This is a genomic window from Hoylesella marshii DSM 16973 = JCM 13450 (genome assembly GCF_000146675.1).
Taxonomy (GTDB): domain Bacteria; phylum Bacteroidota; class Bacteroidia; order Bacteroidales; family Bacteroidaceae; genus Prevotella; species Prevotella marshii.
Map to the genome: position 1 here is coordinate 178,680 of NZ_GL397214.1, position 14,044 is coordinate 192,723.

At 45.6% G+C, this 14,044-nt stretch carries 15 protein-coding genes; 2 read left to right on the forward strand and 13 right to left on the reverse strand.

The window, feature by feature from the left end:
* Nucleotides 1–134: 134 nt before the first annotated feature.
* From HMPREF0658_RS00750 to HMPREF0658_RS00790, 10 genes are all read right to left on the reverse strand, one after another.
* Entirely contained in the window at nucleotides 135–530 is a 396-nt protein-coding gene (locus HMPREF0658_RS00750; RefSeq protein WP_006947836.1) for a hypothetical protein, read from the reverse strand.
* A gap of 2 nt (nucleotides 531–532) precedes the next feature.
* Entirely contained in the window at nucleotides 533–1,846 is a 1,314-nt protein-coding gene (gene der / locus HMPREF0658_RS00755; RefSeq protein ID WP_006947837.1) for a ribosome biogenesis GTPase Der, read from the reverse strand.
* A gap of 127 nt (nucleotides 1,847–1,973) precedes the next feature.
* Nucleotides 1,974–2,855, reverse strand: a complete 882-nt coding sequence (era, locus tag HMPREF0658_RS00760; RefSeq protein WP_024990881.1) for a GTPase Era — start codon at nucleotides 2,853–2,855, stop codon at nucleotides 1,974–1,976.
* An 83-nt stretch (nucleotides 2,856–2,938) separates the two neighbouring features.
* Nucleotides 2,939–3,955, reverse strand: a complete 1,017-nt coding sequence (locus HMPREF0658_RS00765; RefSeq protein ID WP_006947839.1) for a beta-ketoacyl-ACP synthase III — start codon at nucleotides 3,953–3,955, stop codon at nucleotides 2,939–2,941.
* Nucleotides 3,955–4,140 (reverse strand): 50S ribosomal protein L32, encoded by a 186-nt coding sequence (gene rpmF, locus HMPREF0658_RS10740; RefSeq protein ID WP_006947840.1) that lies wholly within the window; start codon nucleotides 4,138–4,140, stop codon nucleotides 3,955–3,957. Before rpmF ends, HMPREF0658_RS00765 begins: the two co-directional genes overlap by 1 nt.
* Nucleotides 4,141–4,146: 6 nt before the next feature.
* Nucleotides 4,147–4,680, reverse strand: a complete 534-nt coding sequence (locus HMPREF0658_RS00770; protein ID WP_006947841.1) for a YceD family protein — start codon at nucleotides 4,678–4,680, stop codon at nucleotides 4,147–4,149.
* 201 nt (nucleotides 4,681–4,881) lie between these two features.
* Nucleotides 4,882–5,955 (reverse strand): hypothetical protein, encoded by a 1,074-nt coding sequence (locus HMPREF0658_RS00775; protein ID WP_006947843.1) that lies wholly within the window; start codon nucleotides 5,953–5,955, stop codon nucleotides 4,882–4,884.
* 703 nt (nucleotides 5,956–6,658) lie between these two features.
* Nucleotides 6,659–7,630 (reverse strand): BamJ family beta-barrel-assembly machinery protein, encoded by a 972-nt coding sequence (locus HMPREF0658_RS00780; protein ID WP_006947844.1) that lies wholly within the window; start codon nucleotides 7,628–7,630, stop codon nucleotides 6,659–6,661.
* A 168-nt stretch (nucleotides 7,631–7,798) separates the two neighbouring features.
* Nucleotides 7,799–8,671, reverse strand: coding sequence for a BamJ family beta-barrel-assembly machinery protein (locus tag HMPREF0658_RS00785; RefSeq protein WP_006947850.1), 873 nt, complete (start codon nucleotides 8,669–8,671; stop codon nucleotides 7,799–7,801).
* A gap of 37 nt (nucleotides 8,672–8,708) precedes the next feature.
* Complete coding sequence (locus HMPREF0658_RS00790; RefSeq protein ID WP_006947852.1) at nucleotides 8,709–9,314, reverse strand: BamJ family beta-barrel-assembly machinery protein; 606 nt, start codon at nucleotides 9,312–9,314, stop codon at nucleotides 8,709–8,711.
* A 127-nt stretch (nucleotides 9,315–9,441) separates the two neighbouring features.
* Between HMPREF0658_RS00790 and HMPREF0658_RS00795 the strand changes: the two genes are divergently transcribed.
* The gene (locus HMPREF0658_RS00795; protein ID WP_024990882.1) at nucleotides 9,442–10,146 is read left to right on the forward strand and encodes an SIR2 family NAD-dependent protein deacylase; all 705 of its coding nucleotides are present in this window, start codon (nucleotides 9,442–9,444) and stop codon (nucleotides 10,144–10,146) included.
* Nucleotides 10,147–10,265: 119 nt separating this feature from the next.
* Here the strand turns inward: HMPREF0658_RS00795 and HMPREF0658_RS10745 are convergent, their stop codons facing one another.
* Nucleotides 10,266–10,433, reverse strand: a complete 168-nt coding sequence (locus HMPREF0658_RS10745; protein ID WP_006947854.1) for a 4Fe-4S binding protein — start codon at nucleotides 10,431–10,433, stop codon at nucleotides 10,266–10,268.
* 188 nt (nucleotides 10,434–10,621) lie between these two features.
* Between HMPREF0658_RS10745 and porT the strand changes: the two genes are divergently transcribed.
* Nucleotides 10,622–11,380, forward strand: a complete 759-nt coding sequence (gene porT / locus HMPREF0658_RS00800) for a type IX secretion/gliding motility protein PorT/SprT (protein ID WP_202898903.1) — start codon at nucleotides 10,622–10,624, stop codon at nucleotides 11,378–11,380.
* A gap of 435 nt (nucleotides 11,381–11,815) precedes the next feature.
* Here the strand turns inward: porT and HMPREF0658_RS00805 are convergent, their stop codons facing one another.
* Together HMPREF0658_RS00805 and HMPREF0658_RS00810 are read right to left on the reverse strand one after the other, a co-directional pair.
* Nucleotides 11,816–13,594 (reverse strand): hypothetical protein, encoded by a 1,779-nt coding sequence (locus HMPREF0658_RS00805; RefSeq protein ID WP_024990884.1) that lies wholly within the window; start codon nucleotides 13,592–13,594, stop codon nucleotides 11,816–11,818.
* A 22-nt stretch (nucleotides 13,595–13,616) separates the two neighbouring features.
* Entirely contained in the window at nucleotides 13,617–13,853 is a 237-nt protein-coding gene (locus HMPREF0658_RS00810) for a hypothetical protein (protein WP_006947857.1), read from the reverse strand.
* Nucleotides 13,854–14,044 lie beyond the last annotated feature (191 nt).

The window sequence follows — 14,044 nt, forward strand, 5'->3', positions numbered from 1 at the left end:
TTTTCTCTGCACCGCATTCATTGGGTTATGGTTTCCTTTTCTTTGCATAGTGCCAGTAAAGATATAACGAAATTCTTGAATAAACAAACAAATGGATAGAAAATATTCTTGTGCGAGGGATAAAATGCCGTCAATCAACGCATATACCAAATGCCGTGACATTCTACCATGGGTACAACTACCTCTTCATGCGTGCCATCGCCATAACGAAGCGTCATGAATACGTTGGCGGCATGGGCTGCCGTATCGGCTACGTGGCTCACCCATCGTACCTCTTTGATTCCTCCGTGCTCAGTCTGTTGCTGATGAATAAACATCTGTGCATTGTCTTCCAGCTGTTTACGATAGGAATCGGGGATCGTGTCGGGCAGATACATACCTGCCACATAGGCCGCATATTGCCCTTGCAACAGGTACTCGTAATAGGTTTGGGCTGCACGTGCAGCTACTTCGCCACTGTCGGTATGCAAAGAGCAGGCTGAAACTGCTACAGTACAAAGGAGAATAATGAGTGAAACTAACTTATGCATGCTTACTTCTGCCGTATAAACACATGGATGGGACAGCCGTGCATCGACCAGTTTTCGCGTATCTTGTTTTCAAGGAAACGGCGATAGTTCTCGCGTATATACTGGGGTAGGTTGGCGTAGAACACGAAAGAGGGAATCTGCGTATTGGGTAGTTGGGTACAATATTTTATCTTAATGTATTTACCTTTAATCGACGGCGGCGGGAATGCCTCTATGAGTGGGAGCATCACCTCATTGAGTTTCGAGGTGCCCACGCGTGCTTTCCGGTTGAGGTAAACCTGCTTGGCTGTCTCCAATACTTTGAAAATGCGCTGTTTGGTGAGAGCAGAAGCAAAGATAATGGGGAAATCTGTAAAAGGCGCCATGCGTTCGCGGATGGCATTCTCAAATGTTTTGATGACTTTCGTGTCCTTATTTTCCACAAGATCCCATTTATTCACAACCACTACTAAAGACTTGCTGTTCTTTTGAATGAGTTGAAAGATGTTCATGTCTTGTGCTTCTATGCCGCGTGTAGCGTCAAGCATGAGGATGCAGACATCAGAGTTTTCAATGGCGCGGATGCTCCGCATGACGGAATAAAATTCGAGGTCTTCAGTCACTTTGTTTTTTCGGCGTATACCGGCAGTATCAACTAAGTAGAAGTCGAAACCGAATTTGTCATATCGGGTGTAGATGCTGTCGCGTGTAGTGCCTGCAATTTCTGTCACGATGTTGCGGTCTTCTCCGATGAATGCATTAATGATACTGCTCTTTCCGGCGTTCGGTCTACCCACAACAGCAAAGCGCGGAATGCCGTCTTCAATGTCGTTGGTTTCGGACGCAGGCATCTTCTGGAGTACGAAGTCAAGTAAATCGCCCGTCCCGCTACCTGTGGCTGCACTGATGCAGTATGGGTCTCCAAGTCCCAAACGATAGAACTCGGCGGCATCGTAGATTTGTTCGTTGCTGTCGGCTTTATTGGCTACAAGGATTACAGGTAGCTTTGCGCGGCGCAGAATCTTGGCCACATCTTCATCCCAGTCCGTCAGTCCATTGGTTATGTCTACAAGGAAGAGCACGAGATCGGCTTCTTCTGTGGCCACGATGACTTGCTTTCTGATGGCATCTTCAAAGATGTCATCAGAGTTTACCACCCATCCGCCGGTATCGACAACGGAGAATTCGCGTCCGTTCCATTCGCATTTTCCGTATTGACGGTCGCGTGTGGTGCCTGCCTCATCGCTTACAATGGCGCGACGAGATTTGGTCAGGCGGTTGAAAAGAGTGGATTTTCCCACATTGGGGCGTCCTACGATTGCTACAAGATTTGCCATGCGCTTATATGATTGGGACTTCTTTTTACGGGTCGCACTGCGGTGTTGCGTCGTCAGAAGTCGGGTTATTATATGAAATGAGAGACTATTTCCGCCCATTGAAGAGGAGCGGGGGAGTCCAAAACGTTTATTCCGGATTGTAGCCGAAGCTGTTAAGTTCGCGTTGCGAGCTGCGCCAATCCTTATCCACCTTTACGTAAGTTTCGAGATAAATGCTTTTCCCGAAGAATCTTTCCAAGGCTTTCCGTGCCTCCGTGCTTACCTTTTTTAATGCGATGCCCTGATGTCCAATGATGATGCCTTTCTGTGAGTCGCGTTCCACATATATCACAACGTGAATTACAATCTTTTGAGCATCCTCCTTGAAACTTTCCACACGCACTTCCACTGAGTAGGGTATTTCCTTGTCGTAGTAAAGCAGTATCTTCTCGCGGATAATCTCGCTCACGAAAAAACGTGCGGGTTTGTCCGTCCATTGCTCTTTCCCGAAATAGGGAGGAGCATCCGGCAAAAGGTCTTTGATACGTTTTAAAAGGATATCAATTCCAAATTGATTCTTTGCTGAAATAGGCAAGATTTCTGCGTTGGGTAGCAGTTCATGCCAGCGTTCTACAATATTTCCGAGTGTCTGCTGGTCACTTCGATCAATTTTATTGATGAGTAAGAGTACGGGGGTGGATATTTTCTGCACTTTCTGCAAGAAGTCCATGTTCTTTTCAGGCTTTTCTACCACATCCGTCACATAGAGTAACACGTCGGCATCTGTCAGAGCCGATTCTGAAAAGGCACGCATCGACTCCTGCAACTTATAGTTTGGCTGTAGAACCCCCGGCGTATCAGAAAATACGATTTGCATATCGTCAGTATTTACGATACCCATAATACGGTGGCGGGTGGTCTGTGCTTTAAACGTTGCAATGGAGATACGTTCTCCCACCAGCTGATTCATCAGCGTACTCTTACCTACATTGGGATTTCCCACGATGTTTACGAATCCTGCTTTGTGCATAACCGATTGTTTTGTGACAAAAAAACGCATCGTCTTCTCTCATCAAGAAGGATGCGTTTCCTTACTAATTATCACTATGATTATTATTTCTTCGCTACAGAAGCACCATCATACGCCCACTGCACGTAAGCTGCACCATGCACGAAACCTGCGCCGAAAGCCGTCAGTATCACCTTGTCGCCTTTCTTCAACTTCTCCTCGTAATCCCAAAGGGCAAGGGGAATAGTGGCTGCACTTGTGTTTCCGTAGTGTTCAATATTGATGAGTACCTTCTCGATAGGAACGTCCAAGCGCTTTGTTACGGCCTCAATGATGCGCAGATTGGCCTCATGTGGTGCTATCCAGTCTACGTCGTCGGTGCTTAATCCGTTGCGCTTCATGATTTCCATACAGTCGTTACTCATGTCGGTCACAGCGTAACGGAACACAGTCCGGCCTTCTTGATATAGATAATGAAGCCTGTGGTCTACCGTGAAATGAGAGGGAGGGCTCACCGAGCCGCCTGCTTTCATGTGGAGATAAGGGAGCCCCAATCCGTTGGTTCGCAAGAAAGAGTCTTTGAATCCGATGTTTTCGTCCTCGGTGCCTTCCACCAATACGGCGGCAGCACCATCGCCGAAAAGTACACAAGTCTGACGGTCTGTATAATCAACCATCGACGACATCTTGTCGCCTGCTATGACAATGATTTTCTTATATCGACCGCTTTCTATCATAGAAGAGGCTACGTCGAGTGTATAAAGGAAGCCGCAACAAGCTGCGGAGAAGTCGAATCCCATGGCGTTTTTCAGCCCTAACTTTCCGATAACGATGGAAGCAGTAGAAGGAAACTTATAGTCGGGCGTCGTGGTGGTCATAATCAGCGCATCGATAGTATCGATATCCACGCCCGTCTTCTCTATCAGCTGTCGTGCTGCCTTACGCGCCATGTAGCTGGTTCCAAGTCCTTCCTCCGTCAGTATTCGGCGTTCTTTAATCCCGACGCGTGCCATAATCCACTCGTCATTGGTATCTACCATTCTCGACAGTTCCTCATTATTGAGCACATAGTCGGGAACGTAGCCACCAATGCCGGTGATGGCAGCATGAATTTTTCCCATTAGTCAGCCAATTCCTTTACGATTGCCACTTTACCTCTGTATTGTCCGCACGACGGACACACAGTGTGGTACACATAATATCCGCCACAATTCGGGCAAACAGCCAATGTAGGAGCTACGGCTTTATCATGAGTTCTTCTTTTCAGTGTGCGAGTTTTCGACTGTCTTCTTTTAGGATGTGCCATTTTTGTCTAATCTTTAATTATTGTTTTTAATTTTTCCAGTTCACTCCAACGTGGATCTATGGTCTTTGTCTGATGACTTTCTTTTGCCCTATGGGTAGTAAATCGTTCCATCATTTCCACCATAGTAGGATTACATTTCCCACGATCATGCACGTGTTTGATGGGTATTTCGAGTGCTACAAACTCATAAATGAGCCACGCAACATCGAGTATTCCCTCGTGCTTGTCTACCGTTATCAACTCATCGTCTTCTAAATCTTCTGTTCCGAATTTGACCAAAAGCTGGCGGTCTGACACGATGCGTTGTTCCATATCTTCTAAGCACAACGTGCAGGGGATAATAACGGTACCTTCCAAGCGGAAGTTACATGTGAACACGTCTTCACTGCGGTGTATCGACATGTTTACATGCACGTCTCCGCCTCTTATATCGGAGGTCTCTATCGCTTTAAAATAATCATTGTCGAGTCTGAAAATCAGTGTATTACCGCCCTCTTTCAAACTCTTCAAATCTATCTTAAAGGTTTCTAATCCACACATTAGGCCGCAAAGTTACGAATATTTTCCGATATAAAAGCATATAATTCTGAAAAATCACACTTAATTATTTTTAAGCCATTTGTTGAGGAGATGACAGGTTGGAAGAGCACGTCAAGCATTTCGTGGATAAGGGATAATGACACAAAAAATGATGCGCTGACAGAATCAGCGCATCGAATCTTCTTGAGCCACAAGCGTTGTTTACTTGTAAATTTCTATAAAGCAATTTCCATTTGCTTTCAGATAGATATGTGCTTTTACGCCTGCTACGCTATTTTTGTAGAGAGCACCGGGTGCATTAGACTTTTTCTGTTTCTTTACAAAGGTATATCCGTTGGCTGCAAACCATTGGTTTAATTCTTTGCGGTCTAAGTCTTCTACCTTCTTCACTACCGGACAACTGAGTGCTATAAACGAGATGGCCTTTTCGCTGGCTTCATAGAAGTACATACAGGCATTCAGATTTGAATAGGTTTCATACCCTTGTTTTGTGCGGAACTCGGCTTTACTTTCGTCGCTTCCTTCTTCATCGTAGAAGCGAAGCCCCAAGGCATCTTCCATTTCGATGAGCTGCTGTTTGGGCAGGCTTTCATATTCTCCGTTCAACACCTTTACGTCGGGAAAGTCTGTCACATCAGTAAGAATAATTGTCTCTTCCGGTTCGCCGCCTTGTCCTGTCTGTGGCTCGTTCTCATCGACTTTAAACTCTACGACTGAACGTATCGATTTGATATCTTTGTGCTTTGCATCATAAGCAAGTGCTTTTATCTTTAATTTCGCATTCCAATAAATATGGCAGGGAGATACATTGCCGGCACCGTCGGAAATTACACTTGTGCCGTAGTCGGAAAAGCCTGCATCAGTCATCAACTTTGTAAATTCGGCATCAATTTTTACAATGGGTATTTCCATCATTCCGTATATTACATTAGTGGTATATTTAGCACCTTTAAAGTATTTAGGCGTATTTCCCCAATATATCTCACCCAATTTCGGGTATGTTTGCTTTTGGCGTTGCGCCAACTTCTTTTCAAATTCGTCGGCTCCCTTTGTGTCAACATGCTTTAAATAGGGTAATTCTCCAAACGCATAGGCTTTGTCGAATTCAACGGTTTTAGTGGGTTTGTCTCCTTCTTTGCCTTGTTCGTCTTCTTCCTTTTTCTCTTCTGTTTTCTTCTTGGGTTCGGAGTCGTCATCTTTACCGCATGAAGACACCCATCCAATCATTGCCACACACATGAGTACATAAAAGGAATTTAAAATCTTTGTTTTCATAATTGTTGATTATTTAAAGTGAAAAATAAGGATAACTTGTCTGTGTTGATGATGCAATCCCAATCGGTTATTAAACCGTTTATCTACCATTTTTATATGGACGACATAGCTGCCTATCATCTTCTGTTTGCTTGTCGGTATCTTGTCCGTCGCCCGCTCTTGCCATAGTCTGTTACGCTTTCGGCGAGACGGCAAGGAACCTGACCGACCATTAAACGAAATCCGAACAGACGCTCATGAACGATTTAGGTATAAAAGTAGTCATATACCCTTTCAATCATTTGCATGAAATGGGTCGTTCTTTATTCGATTATAAGATGAATAATTGCAAATATATATTATTTTCTTGAAATATCGAAACATTTAACACCAAAATATTGCAATGAGGATGTTAGATATGTTTCAGATGTAATTATCGTTAGAAGTAGCATTACCAAAAGCTCTGGTACACAATGATATACAAGGATGGTTGAAAAAGCATAGCTTTTATCTCATGAGAACTATGCTTTGACGTCATGAGGGCTATGCTTTGACATCATGAAAGCTATGCTTCTGAAATATACAAAATAAGTACGGGCACTCATGACTGATTGGGGGTAAAAGGAACGAGCTACGAAAAAAGCTCCCCGAATGATGAGGAGCTTCTGTATGAAAGAGTGGTTTTACCGCTGTTCGCTATCGTTTGAAATGAGGAACGAAGCGTTTACTTTCTCTTCTTCGTTGTTTTCTTTGCCGTCTTTTGCTGTACCTGTACTTTTTCCTTTTCGGCAGGCTTCTCTATACCGATAAGTTCTACCTTGAAGATAAGGGCAGAATAAGGCTTTATTTCGCCGCTTCCGCTTTCTCCGTAGGCCAATTGATAGGGTATAAACAATTCCCAAGTACTGCCCACAGGCATTCGGGTGAGGGCTTCTGTCCATCCTTTTATCAGACGATTGGCCTGAAATGTGTTTGTGGGGTCAGTGCGGGTATAAGACGAATCGAAGATTTTTCCGTCTACCGTTTTTCCTTCATATTTCACGATAACCTTGGATGTATCTCTCGGAATTTCGCCTTCGCCTTTTACAATCACCTTGTATTGCAGGCCGCTGGGTAAGGTAACGACTCCTTCTTTCTTTCCGTTTTCTGCAAGAAACTCTTCTCCGGCACGACGATTGGCACCATATTGTTTTTCACTTTTTGCTGCCTTATCGGCTGCCATACGGTCTTGGAAAAAGTGTTCGGCTGCTTCTTGGGTGTAGAAGAGTGTGTCTTTTTTCAGAGAAGCAAGGAATCCTTTCTTGAAAAGCTCGGCATTGAGTGAGTCGGGGCTGTCTTTCAACTGTTCGGAGATACTCGGTATCATCCTTTCTACTATCATGTTCCCGATTTGAAGACCGACAAAGCGGGCTCTGGCGGCGGGGTCTTCCACTGTTTTTGTTCCCATCATCAGGCCGTGCATGAAGTCTTGCATGTAGGCGGTATCTACCCTTAATTGTTGTGTAATATAGGGAATGAGACCATTGGTTTGTGCCATGCCGGCAGCATAGCTCAGTGAATCGGAGCAGGAAAGGAGCTGTATGGGTTCTGCTGTAGCAGTTTGGTTGACTTTCTTGTTTTTCTTCTTGTCGGCAAAAGCACCCGAAAGAGATGCTCCTGCTGTGAGAACGAGTGCCAGAAGTATGATTTTCTTCATTTTATTTCACCTTAATATAATAAGAAAGAGTTAAGCACATGAAAGATACTCGACAAGTCTGAGATATTTGCCTGTTGATAAGCAGTGACATTACCAACGGCCGCTCTCCTTCTTCCCGCTTACTCTTTAAATGCGCTTAACTCTTCGTTCTATATGGATTGGAATACTTTATTTTTTGATGCTTACAAGTTCCATCTTGAAGACAAGCACCGAGAAAGGCTTTATTTGACCTTGTTCGCGCTCTCCGTAGGCAAGTTCCTGCGGGATGTAGACTTCCCAAACAGAGCCTACCGGCATGTGAACGAGTACGTCTGTCCATCCTTTAATAACCTGATTGGCACGCAACTCCAGCGGCTGACCACCTTTGTAAGTGGTATCAAACACCTTTCCGTCGATGGTTCTGCCCTCATAGTTAACTTTTACCATAGAGGTATCGGTAGGAATCTCGCCCTTTCCTTCTTTGATAACCTTATATTGCACGCCGCTCTTCAGCGTTTTAACGCCCGGTTTCTTAGCATTTTCTGCGAGGAATTTCTCACCGGCTTTCTTGTTAGCTCCATACTGAACTTCCATGCTCTTCTTCTTGATTTGCTCCATCTTGGTCTGTGCTACGGTAGCAGCCTGTTCCATTGTGAGCAATCCTTTCTTACCGGTGGTACCCGTAATGAAGCCTGCCATGAAGTTTTTCAGCGAGATAGTCTTGGTGGAATCGTCGCCAAATACCTCGTGGTTGATGCCTTTCACCATCTGATTGGATATTTGTTGTCCAATCTGAATACCAGCGTAATAAGCGGCGGTCTTTTTATCGTCGCCTGCGTTAGCTCCATCATTGAGTCCTTTTATGAACTCATCCATGTAGGCAGTATCTACGCCTAAACGTTCCACGAGATAGTCCTTGAGACCTTGAGTTTGAGACATACCGATGGCATAGCTCATAGAATCGACGTCTGTTTTAAGGTCTGCTTTCGGTGTGGAATGGCCACAACCGGTAAAAACAGCAGCTGCAATAGCCAAAGCGGCTACAAATGTAAGTTTTTTCATTGCTTTTTCTATATATAATATGGTTTGTTTTTAATCTTTACACGACTTCCAGCAGCTCTACATCGAACACTAATGCAGAGAATGGAGGAATGGAAGCACCGGCACCCCGCTCGCCGTAGCCGAGTTGATAGGGGATAAAGAAGCGGTATTTGGCTCCCTCATGCATCAGCTGAAGACCTTCTGTCCAACCGGCAATTACTTGGTTCAACGGGAATGTGGCAGGTTCGCCACGCTGTATACTACTGTCGAACAAGGTGCCGTCTACCAGCATACCCTCGTAATGGCATTTCACTTTGTCGGTGGCTTTGGGCTTTTTCCCATTACCCTCTTTAATGACCTGATATTGCAGACCGCTGGGAAGAGTGATTACTCCCTCTTTCGCGGTATTATCGGCTAAATACTTTTCGCCGTCGGCCTTTGCCGTCTTGCCTTTTTCTTCGGCAGCTTTGCGTTGCTTTTCTTCCTGTTTTTCAACAAACTGCTGAATGAGATTACGGGCTTCTTGCTGCGATATTTTTGGTTCACGGCCGGCCAATACATCCTTGACAGCTGCTGCAAAATCATCGGCATTCAACTCTTCGGCACCCATTTGTGCAAGTTGTTGTCCGATGTTCAGTCCCAAAGCGTAACTTATTTGATCCATAAAATTCTTTTTGTTAATTACTTGTCATCGCTTGTTTGTTGTGCAAAGGTAATATTTTTATCTGATAGCAGTATCTTATTTGCATAAAAATCGCTATTTTTGTGGAAAGTTAATAGGAGGAAAAACCATGGAGAAGAAAAAAATAGTTGTGCTGACCGGTGCCGGCATGTCTGCTGAAAGTGGTCTCAGTACCTTTCGAGATGCTGATGGATTATGGGAAAATTATCCCGTGATGCAAGTGGCATCGCACGAAGGATGGTTGGCCGACCCTGAATTAATCAATACTTTCTATAACAGACTGCGCCAACAACTGGTGCATGCAAAGCCCAATGAAGGACATCGGTTGGTGGCCAAATTAGAAGAGAAATACAACGTAACGGTAGTTACGCAGAATGTAGATAACCTGCACGAACGTGCCGGCAGCACCCATGTCATTCATCTGCATGGCGAACTGATGAAAGCCTGTTCGGGCGATGATGCCTACAATCCCGAATATATAGAAGAAATTCCGGAAGACAATCCCGTGATAGTGCCCGGTTCGAAAACAAAAGACGGGGCATTGAAACGCCCGTTTATCGTGTTTTTCGGAGAAGCAGTGCCGATGATAGAGACGGCTGTATTTGAGGTTGAAACAGCCGATATGATGATTATCATCGGCACTTCACTCAACGTATATCCTGCTGCCGGTCTCGTGAGATACCTGCGCAAAGGAGCACCGGTCTATGTGATTGACCCTAAGCCGGTGTCTTCATCGAGTATCAGCACGGCTACTATGATACGAAAAGGGGCATCGGAAGGTATGCGGGAACTCTCAGCCCAGCTCATGAAATAAGATGAAACGGCCGTAGAAAAACATACGGGTATCTAAAGAAAAGAGAGGAACTAAACAAAAGAAGGGATAGCCCTCGCGAACCATCCCTTACAAACCCAAATTTAATTGCAAAAGTCTTCTTACGGAAGACTAATTGCCTCACTCGGACAAACCGCAGCGCATGCACCACATTCGGTGCAGGCATCCGGATTAATCGAGTAGATTTCACCTTCTGAAATAGCACTTACCGGACACTCGTCAATGCAAGTTCCACAAGCTACACAGTCGTTTCCAATTACGTAAGCCATAATGTTTTCGTTTTAATATATGAATAATGTTTTTGTATAATATGCGGTTTGATACCTACTTTTATGTGATGCAAAGGTAAAACAATTCTTCCATATACCTACAAATGATGAACGGAAACTTTGTTATTTATATCTCCTCAAAATAAAAGACAATGCAATATTGTGTGCGAAACACCGTTATGAAGAGGATGAAGAAACAGTTGATACGATATATTTTCTTATCAGCAATGTGCATGATGATTGCTTTTTCGGTCGTGGCACAGGAGCGAACAGTACAGAACAGGCCTTATACAGACCTGCGACCGTTTCATTTTGGAATTCTCGTAGGCACGCATTTGCAAGATTTGGAGTTTCATAACATAGGGGTGCAGCAAGTTGTCAACGGAGGAGGAACCCCTTCCGAGATGCTCATTTCTACCGATCAAGACCGCTGGGATGCTGGTTTCACGGTAGGCGTGTTAGGCGAACTGCGGCTCAATGATTACTTCGCTTTCCGCGTGGCTCCCGCCTTGTATTTCGGTACGAGACATCTGACGCTGCGTAACCATACTCAAACTGCTGCAACCGGCCGCCTCGTAGAGCAACAACAGGAACTGAAAACAGCCTATATCTCCACTGCCTGCGACATCATCTATGCCGCACAACGGTTCAACAATCGGCGTCCGTATGTGATGTTGGGTGTAAATCCGATGGTAAACCTTTCGGGGAAAAGTCAGGATTATATCAAACTAAAACGCTACGATTTATTCTTGGAAGCGGGTATCGGTTGCGATTTCTACCTCCCTTTCTTTAAGTTGCGACCCGAGTTGAAGTTCCTTTACGGGCTTACCAACAGTCTCGACACCCGACATGCTGATGAACTGAAAGACAAAGCCATGCGTGTTTATACAAACAGCGTAGACCGTTCGCACAGCAAAATGATTGTCCTCACTTTTTATTTTGAGTGAAAAGAGTCAATCGTCCATCTGTAATTTGCGGGATTACAGCGTTTTCATCAATGATTAATTCTTTAAAAGTGATATTGAAAAGCACGGGGATGGCGATATTGCCACCCCCGTGTATTCAATTGTTTTTAATGTAAAAGATTTGCTTTAACTGATTCGGCCTTGGCCGGAATCGTTTTTAGCATCTTTTGGACGTTTCGGCCCTGGCCGAAATTGATATGAGAGGTTCTCGGGCTCTTCGGCCTTGGCCGAAACCTTTTTTGTGTCTTTTGAGCTTTTCGGCTCGGGCCGAAATTGATTTTAGTGCCTCTTGACGATTTCGGCCTCGGCCGAAATCGTTTTTAAACCCTTTTGAGTATTTCGCTCGTGCACAATATCTCATAATCATTGAGGCCAGCTCTCTGCGCGGGGCGGAGAGCTGGTGCAGCGTACTGCTTTTTATTTATAGCGAATAAATGGGCGGACACGAATTTGGGCGTTGTCCACCTTCTCATACCCTGACCAGTAGCAGCTTTCTCGACGAAGTTCAACTGCTCCTGCGCAGAAGCGGCTCCAAGAGTAGTGCCTGTACTCAGTACTTGACCAATACCTTGTATCATAATCCACATTGAGGACTGTACCGCCAACTTGTGTAAAGGCCATGCGTACCAAATCACCGTACCATGGGTATATGTCCCACCTATTTACTTTGGTAATATCGCTGAAACCTAAGACCGTAAAGACATATTTCCATTCGCCATAGGCTGGCAGATACCATTTTTTGCTTACCATCGTTCCGCTTACACTTACTCCTGGATTATAGTCGGCTGCTGCTTTGAAAGCGGGGAAATCACTGCTGTTGCCCTTTACGGTTGTGTTGTCCATGCTGGCAGAAGCATCCCAAGTTTCAGAGTAACCGTTTTCCAAAGCGAACAGAGGTGTTGGTCCGCCAGGATGGTCAATCATGCTTTTGTTTACTTGTTGATTCATGTAGGTGAAATTAGATGTCCATGAATAAGTTGCTCCCCCACCGGCATCTTTCAGTGCTATGGCCATACCTTTGCTTTGACTTAACACCACGGCGATGGGCACTTTGGGGGTGGCGAGCAGGTTGCCGGCCTTGTCGCGGTAAATCTTTGTTTTGCCGTCGTCAGCGCGCAGGGCGGTGTATTGGGTGGAGTTGAGGAAGTCGGTGGTGCCGTCGCTCATCAGGTAAAGGAAGTTGTACTTCAGGTTGATGTTTACTAAATACGATTCGTTGATACCCATAGCGTGGGCTACGTGGGTGGCAGGGTCGACGAGACTGATAAGTTGTACGGTCACGTCCTTCATCTTCGTCTTATATATTTGCCCACCGGTAAATTTAAGTTTAAGACCTTCCATGCGGGTACCGGGCACGAAGTAGAGATATTCGTTGCTTGTGGTGGTGTAGGTGCCGTCGGCATTGAGCGTGGTGCTGCCGGGGAAGGTGAGGGGGAGGTCAATATTTTGCAAATGGCCATCCCATCCCACATCACCGCTATACGGTAACTCGATTGTACTGTTCTCGGGCAGAACACCATAATTATAATCTTGTATACTGGCAGTGGTGGAGGCTTGAATAGGCATCCATCCGGTAAGTTTGATGCGCATGCGGTTGCCCACGTGGCTCATCTCGAAGTCTACATACTGCGGGTCGGGCGTAGCAGTTACGGTGTATGGGGTCTGACCGAGCAAGGCTTTGTCAGCATCGGCGCGGGTGAACTTCAGGCCGGGTGTGCCGAACACGGTGGTGACGTATTCCATACAGTTGTTGTGCAACACAAAAGTGTAGTTACCCGGGTCGAGACGTACACCTTTGCCCGGGCGGAACTTGCCGTCTTTCAACGTGCCGGTGACTCGGGCTTTGAGGGTATAGCTAATGCCGGAACCTTGAAACACAAGCATCGTGTAGGTGTCGTCGTCGAGAACGCGGGTGGTCGGTGCTTGTGTTTGGGCAGTGTCGCGTTGCACGGTGACTTCAGCCAACAGGTTGTTGCCTAAGTCCACTGTTTTCTTGCTGATAGTGTCGGGCTGCTGCGCGGCGCGGGAGCCGGCCACATCCTTTTCAGCATTGAAATCCTTTACGTTTACCTTGAACTCGATGCTTTGCGTGATATCTATCTTACCCTTAGGGTCATCGGGCACGTTGTCGTCGTTTTTGCTGCAAGCCGCCAGCATGGCCAGCAGTGCGAGGCTTAAAATGATTTTTGTCTTCATTGTGTCTGTTTCCTTTCTTACATTAATAATCTTCTTCTTCGTCATCTTCCCACACGCCTTTCTTGGCCGGTGCCACGCTGCTTTCATCGCCGAAGAAGGCGGTACCGCCCTCGTGGTTCTTCTCATCCCATGGGTCGGTGCTTGAGGGATTGCCGCCGTTGGGGCGGACGGAGACGCAGATAAAACTCTCATTCTCTGTCTTGATGACCTCGCACTGCGGGGGCATGTAATACAGTCTTTTTACTTGTTTTTTGTTCATCGTTATCTGGTTTTAGTTAGATAAAAAATGCTGTTATTTTGCCTTTCCGCACCTTGGCAAACGGGTACGAAAAAGCGAACAAAGGGAACCCTTGCGAGCCCTTTGTTTATGGGGGATGCGACACGCTTCGCGCGCGCGTATAAGAAAGCGTTTAAAGTGTTATCTGATCGACGGTGCGAATGTGTGTGTGT

Coding starts and splice junctions, on each gene's coding strand:
- HMPREF0658_RS00750 (WP_006947836.1), bottom strand. CDS start 530: ATGCATAAGTTAGTTTCACTCATTATTCTCCTTTGTACTGTAGCAGTT.
- der (WP_006947837.1), bottom strand. CDS start 1,846: ATGGCAAATCTTGTAGCAATCGTAGGACGCCCCAATGTGGGAAAATCC.
- era (WP_024990881.1), bottom strand. CDS start 2,855: ATGCACAAAGCAGGATTCGTAAACATCGTGGGAAATCCCAATGTAGGT.
- HMPREF0658_RS00765 (WP_006947839.1), bottom strand. CDS start 3,955: ATGGGAAAAATTCATGCTGCCATCACCGGCATTGGTGGCTACGTTCCC.
- rpmF (WP_006947840.1), bottom strand. CDS start 4,140: ATGGCACATCCTAAAAGAAGACAGTCGAAAACTCGCACACTGAAAAGA.
- HMPREF0658_RS00770 (WP_006947841.1), bottom strand. CDS start 4,680: ATGTGTGGATTAGAAACCTTTAAGATAGATTTGAAGAGTTTGAAAGAG.
- HMPREF0658_RS00775 (WP_006947843.1), bottom strand. CDS start 5,955: ATGAAAACAAAGATTTTAAATTCCTTTTATGTACTCATGTGTGTGGCA.
- HMPREF0658_RS00780 (WP_006947844.1), bottom strand. CDS start 7,630: ATGAAGAAAATCATACTTCTGGCACTCGTTCTCACAGCAGGAGCATCT.
- HMPREF0658_RS00785 (WP_006947850.1), bottom strand. CDS start 8,671: ATGAAAAAACTTACATTTGTAGCCGCTTTGGCTATTGCAGCTGCTGTT.
- HMPREF0658_RS00790 (WP_006947852.1), bottom strand. CDS start 9,314: ATGGATCAAATAAGTTACGCTTTGGGACTGAACATCGGACAACAACTT.
- HMPREF0658_RS00795 (WP_024990882.1), top strand. CDS start 9,442: ATGGAGAAGAAAAAAATAGTTGTGCTGACCGGTGCCGGCATGTCTGCT.
- HMPREF0658_RS10745 (WP_006947854.1), bottom strand. CDS start 10,433: ATGGCTTACGTAATTGGAAACGACTGTGTAGCTTGTGGAACTTGCATT.
- porT (WP_202898903.1), top strand. CDS start 10,622: ATGAAGAAACAGTTGATACGATATATTTTCTTATCAGCAATGTGCATG.
- HMPREF0658_RS00805 (WP_024990884.1), bottom strand. CDS start 13,594: ATGAAGACAAAAATCATTTTAAGCCTCGCACTGCTGGCCATGCTGGCG.
- HMPREF0658_RS00810 (WP_006947857.1), bottom strand. CDS start 13,853: ATGAACAAAAAACAAGTAAAAAGACTGTATTACATGCCCCCGCAGTGC.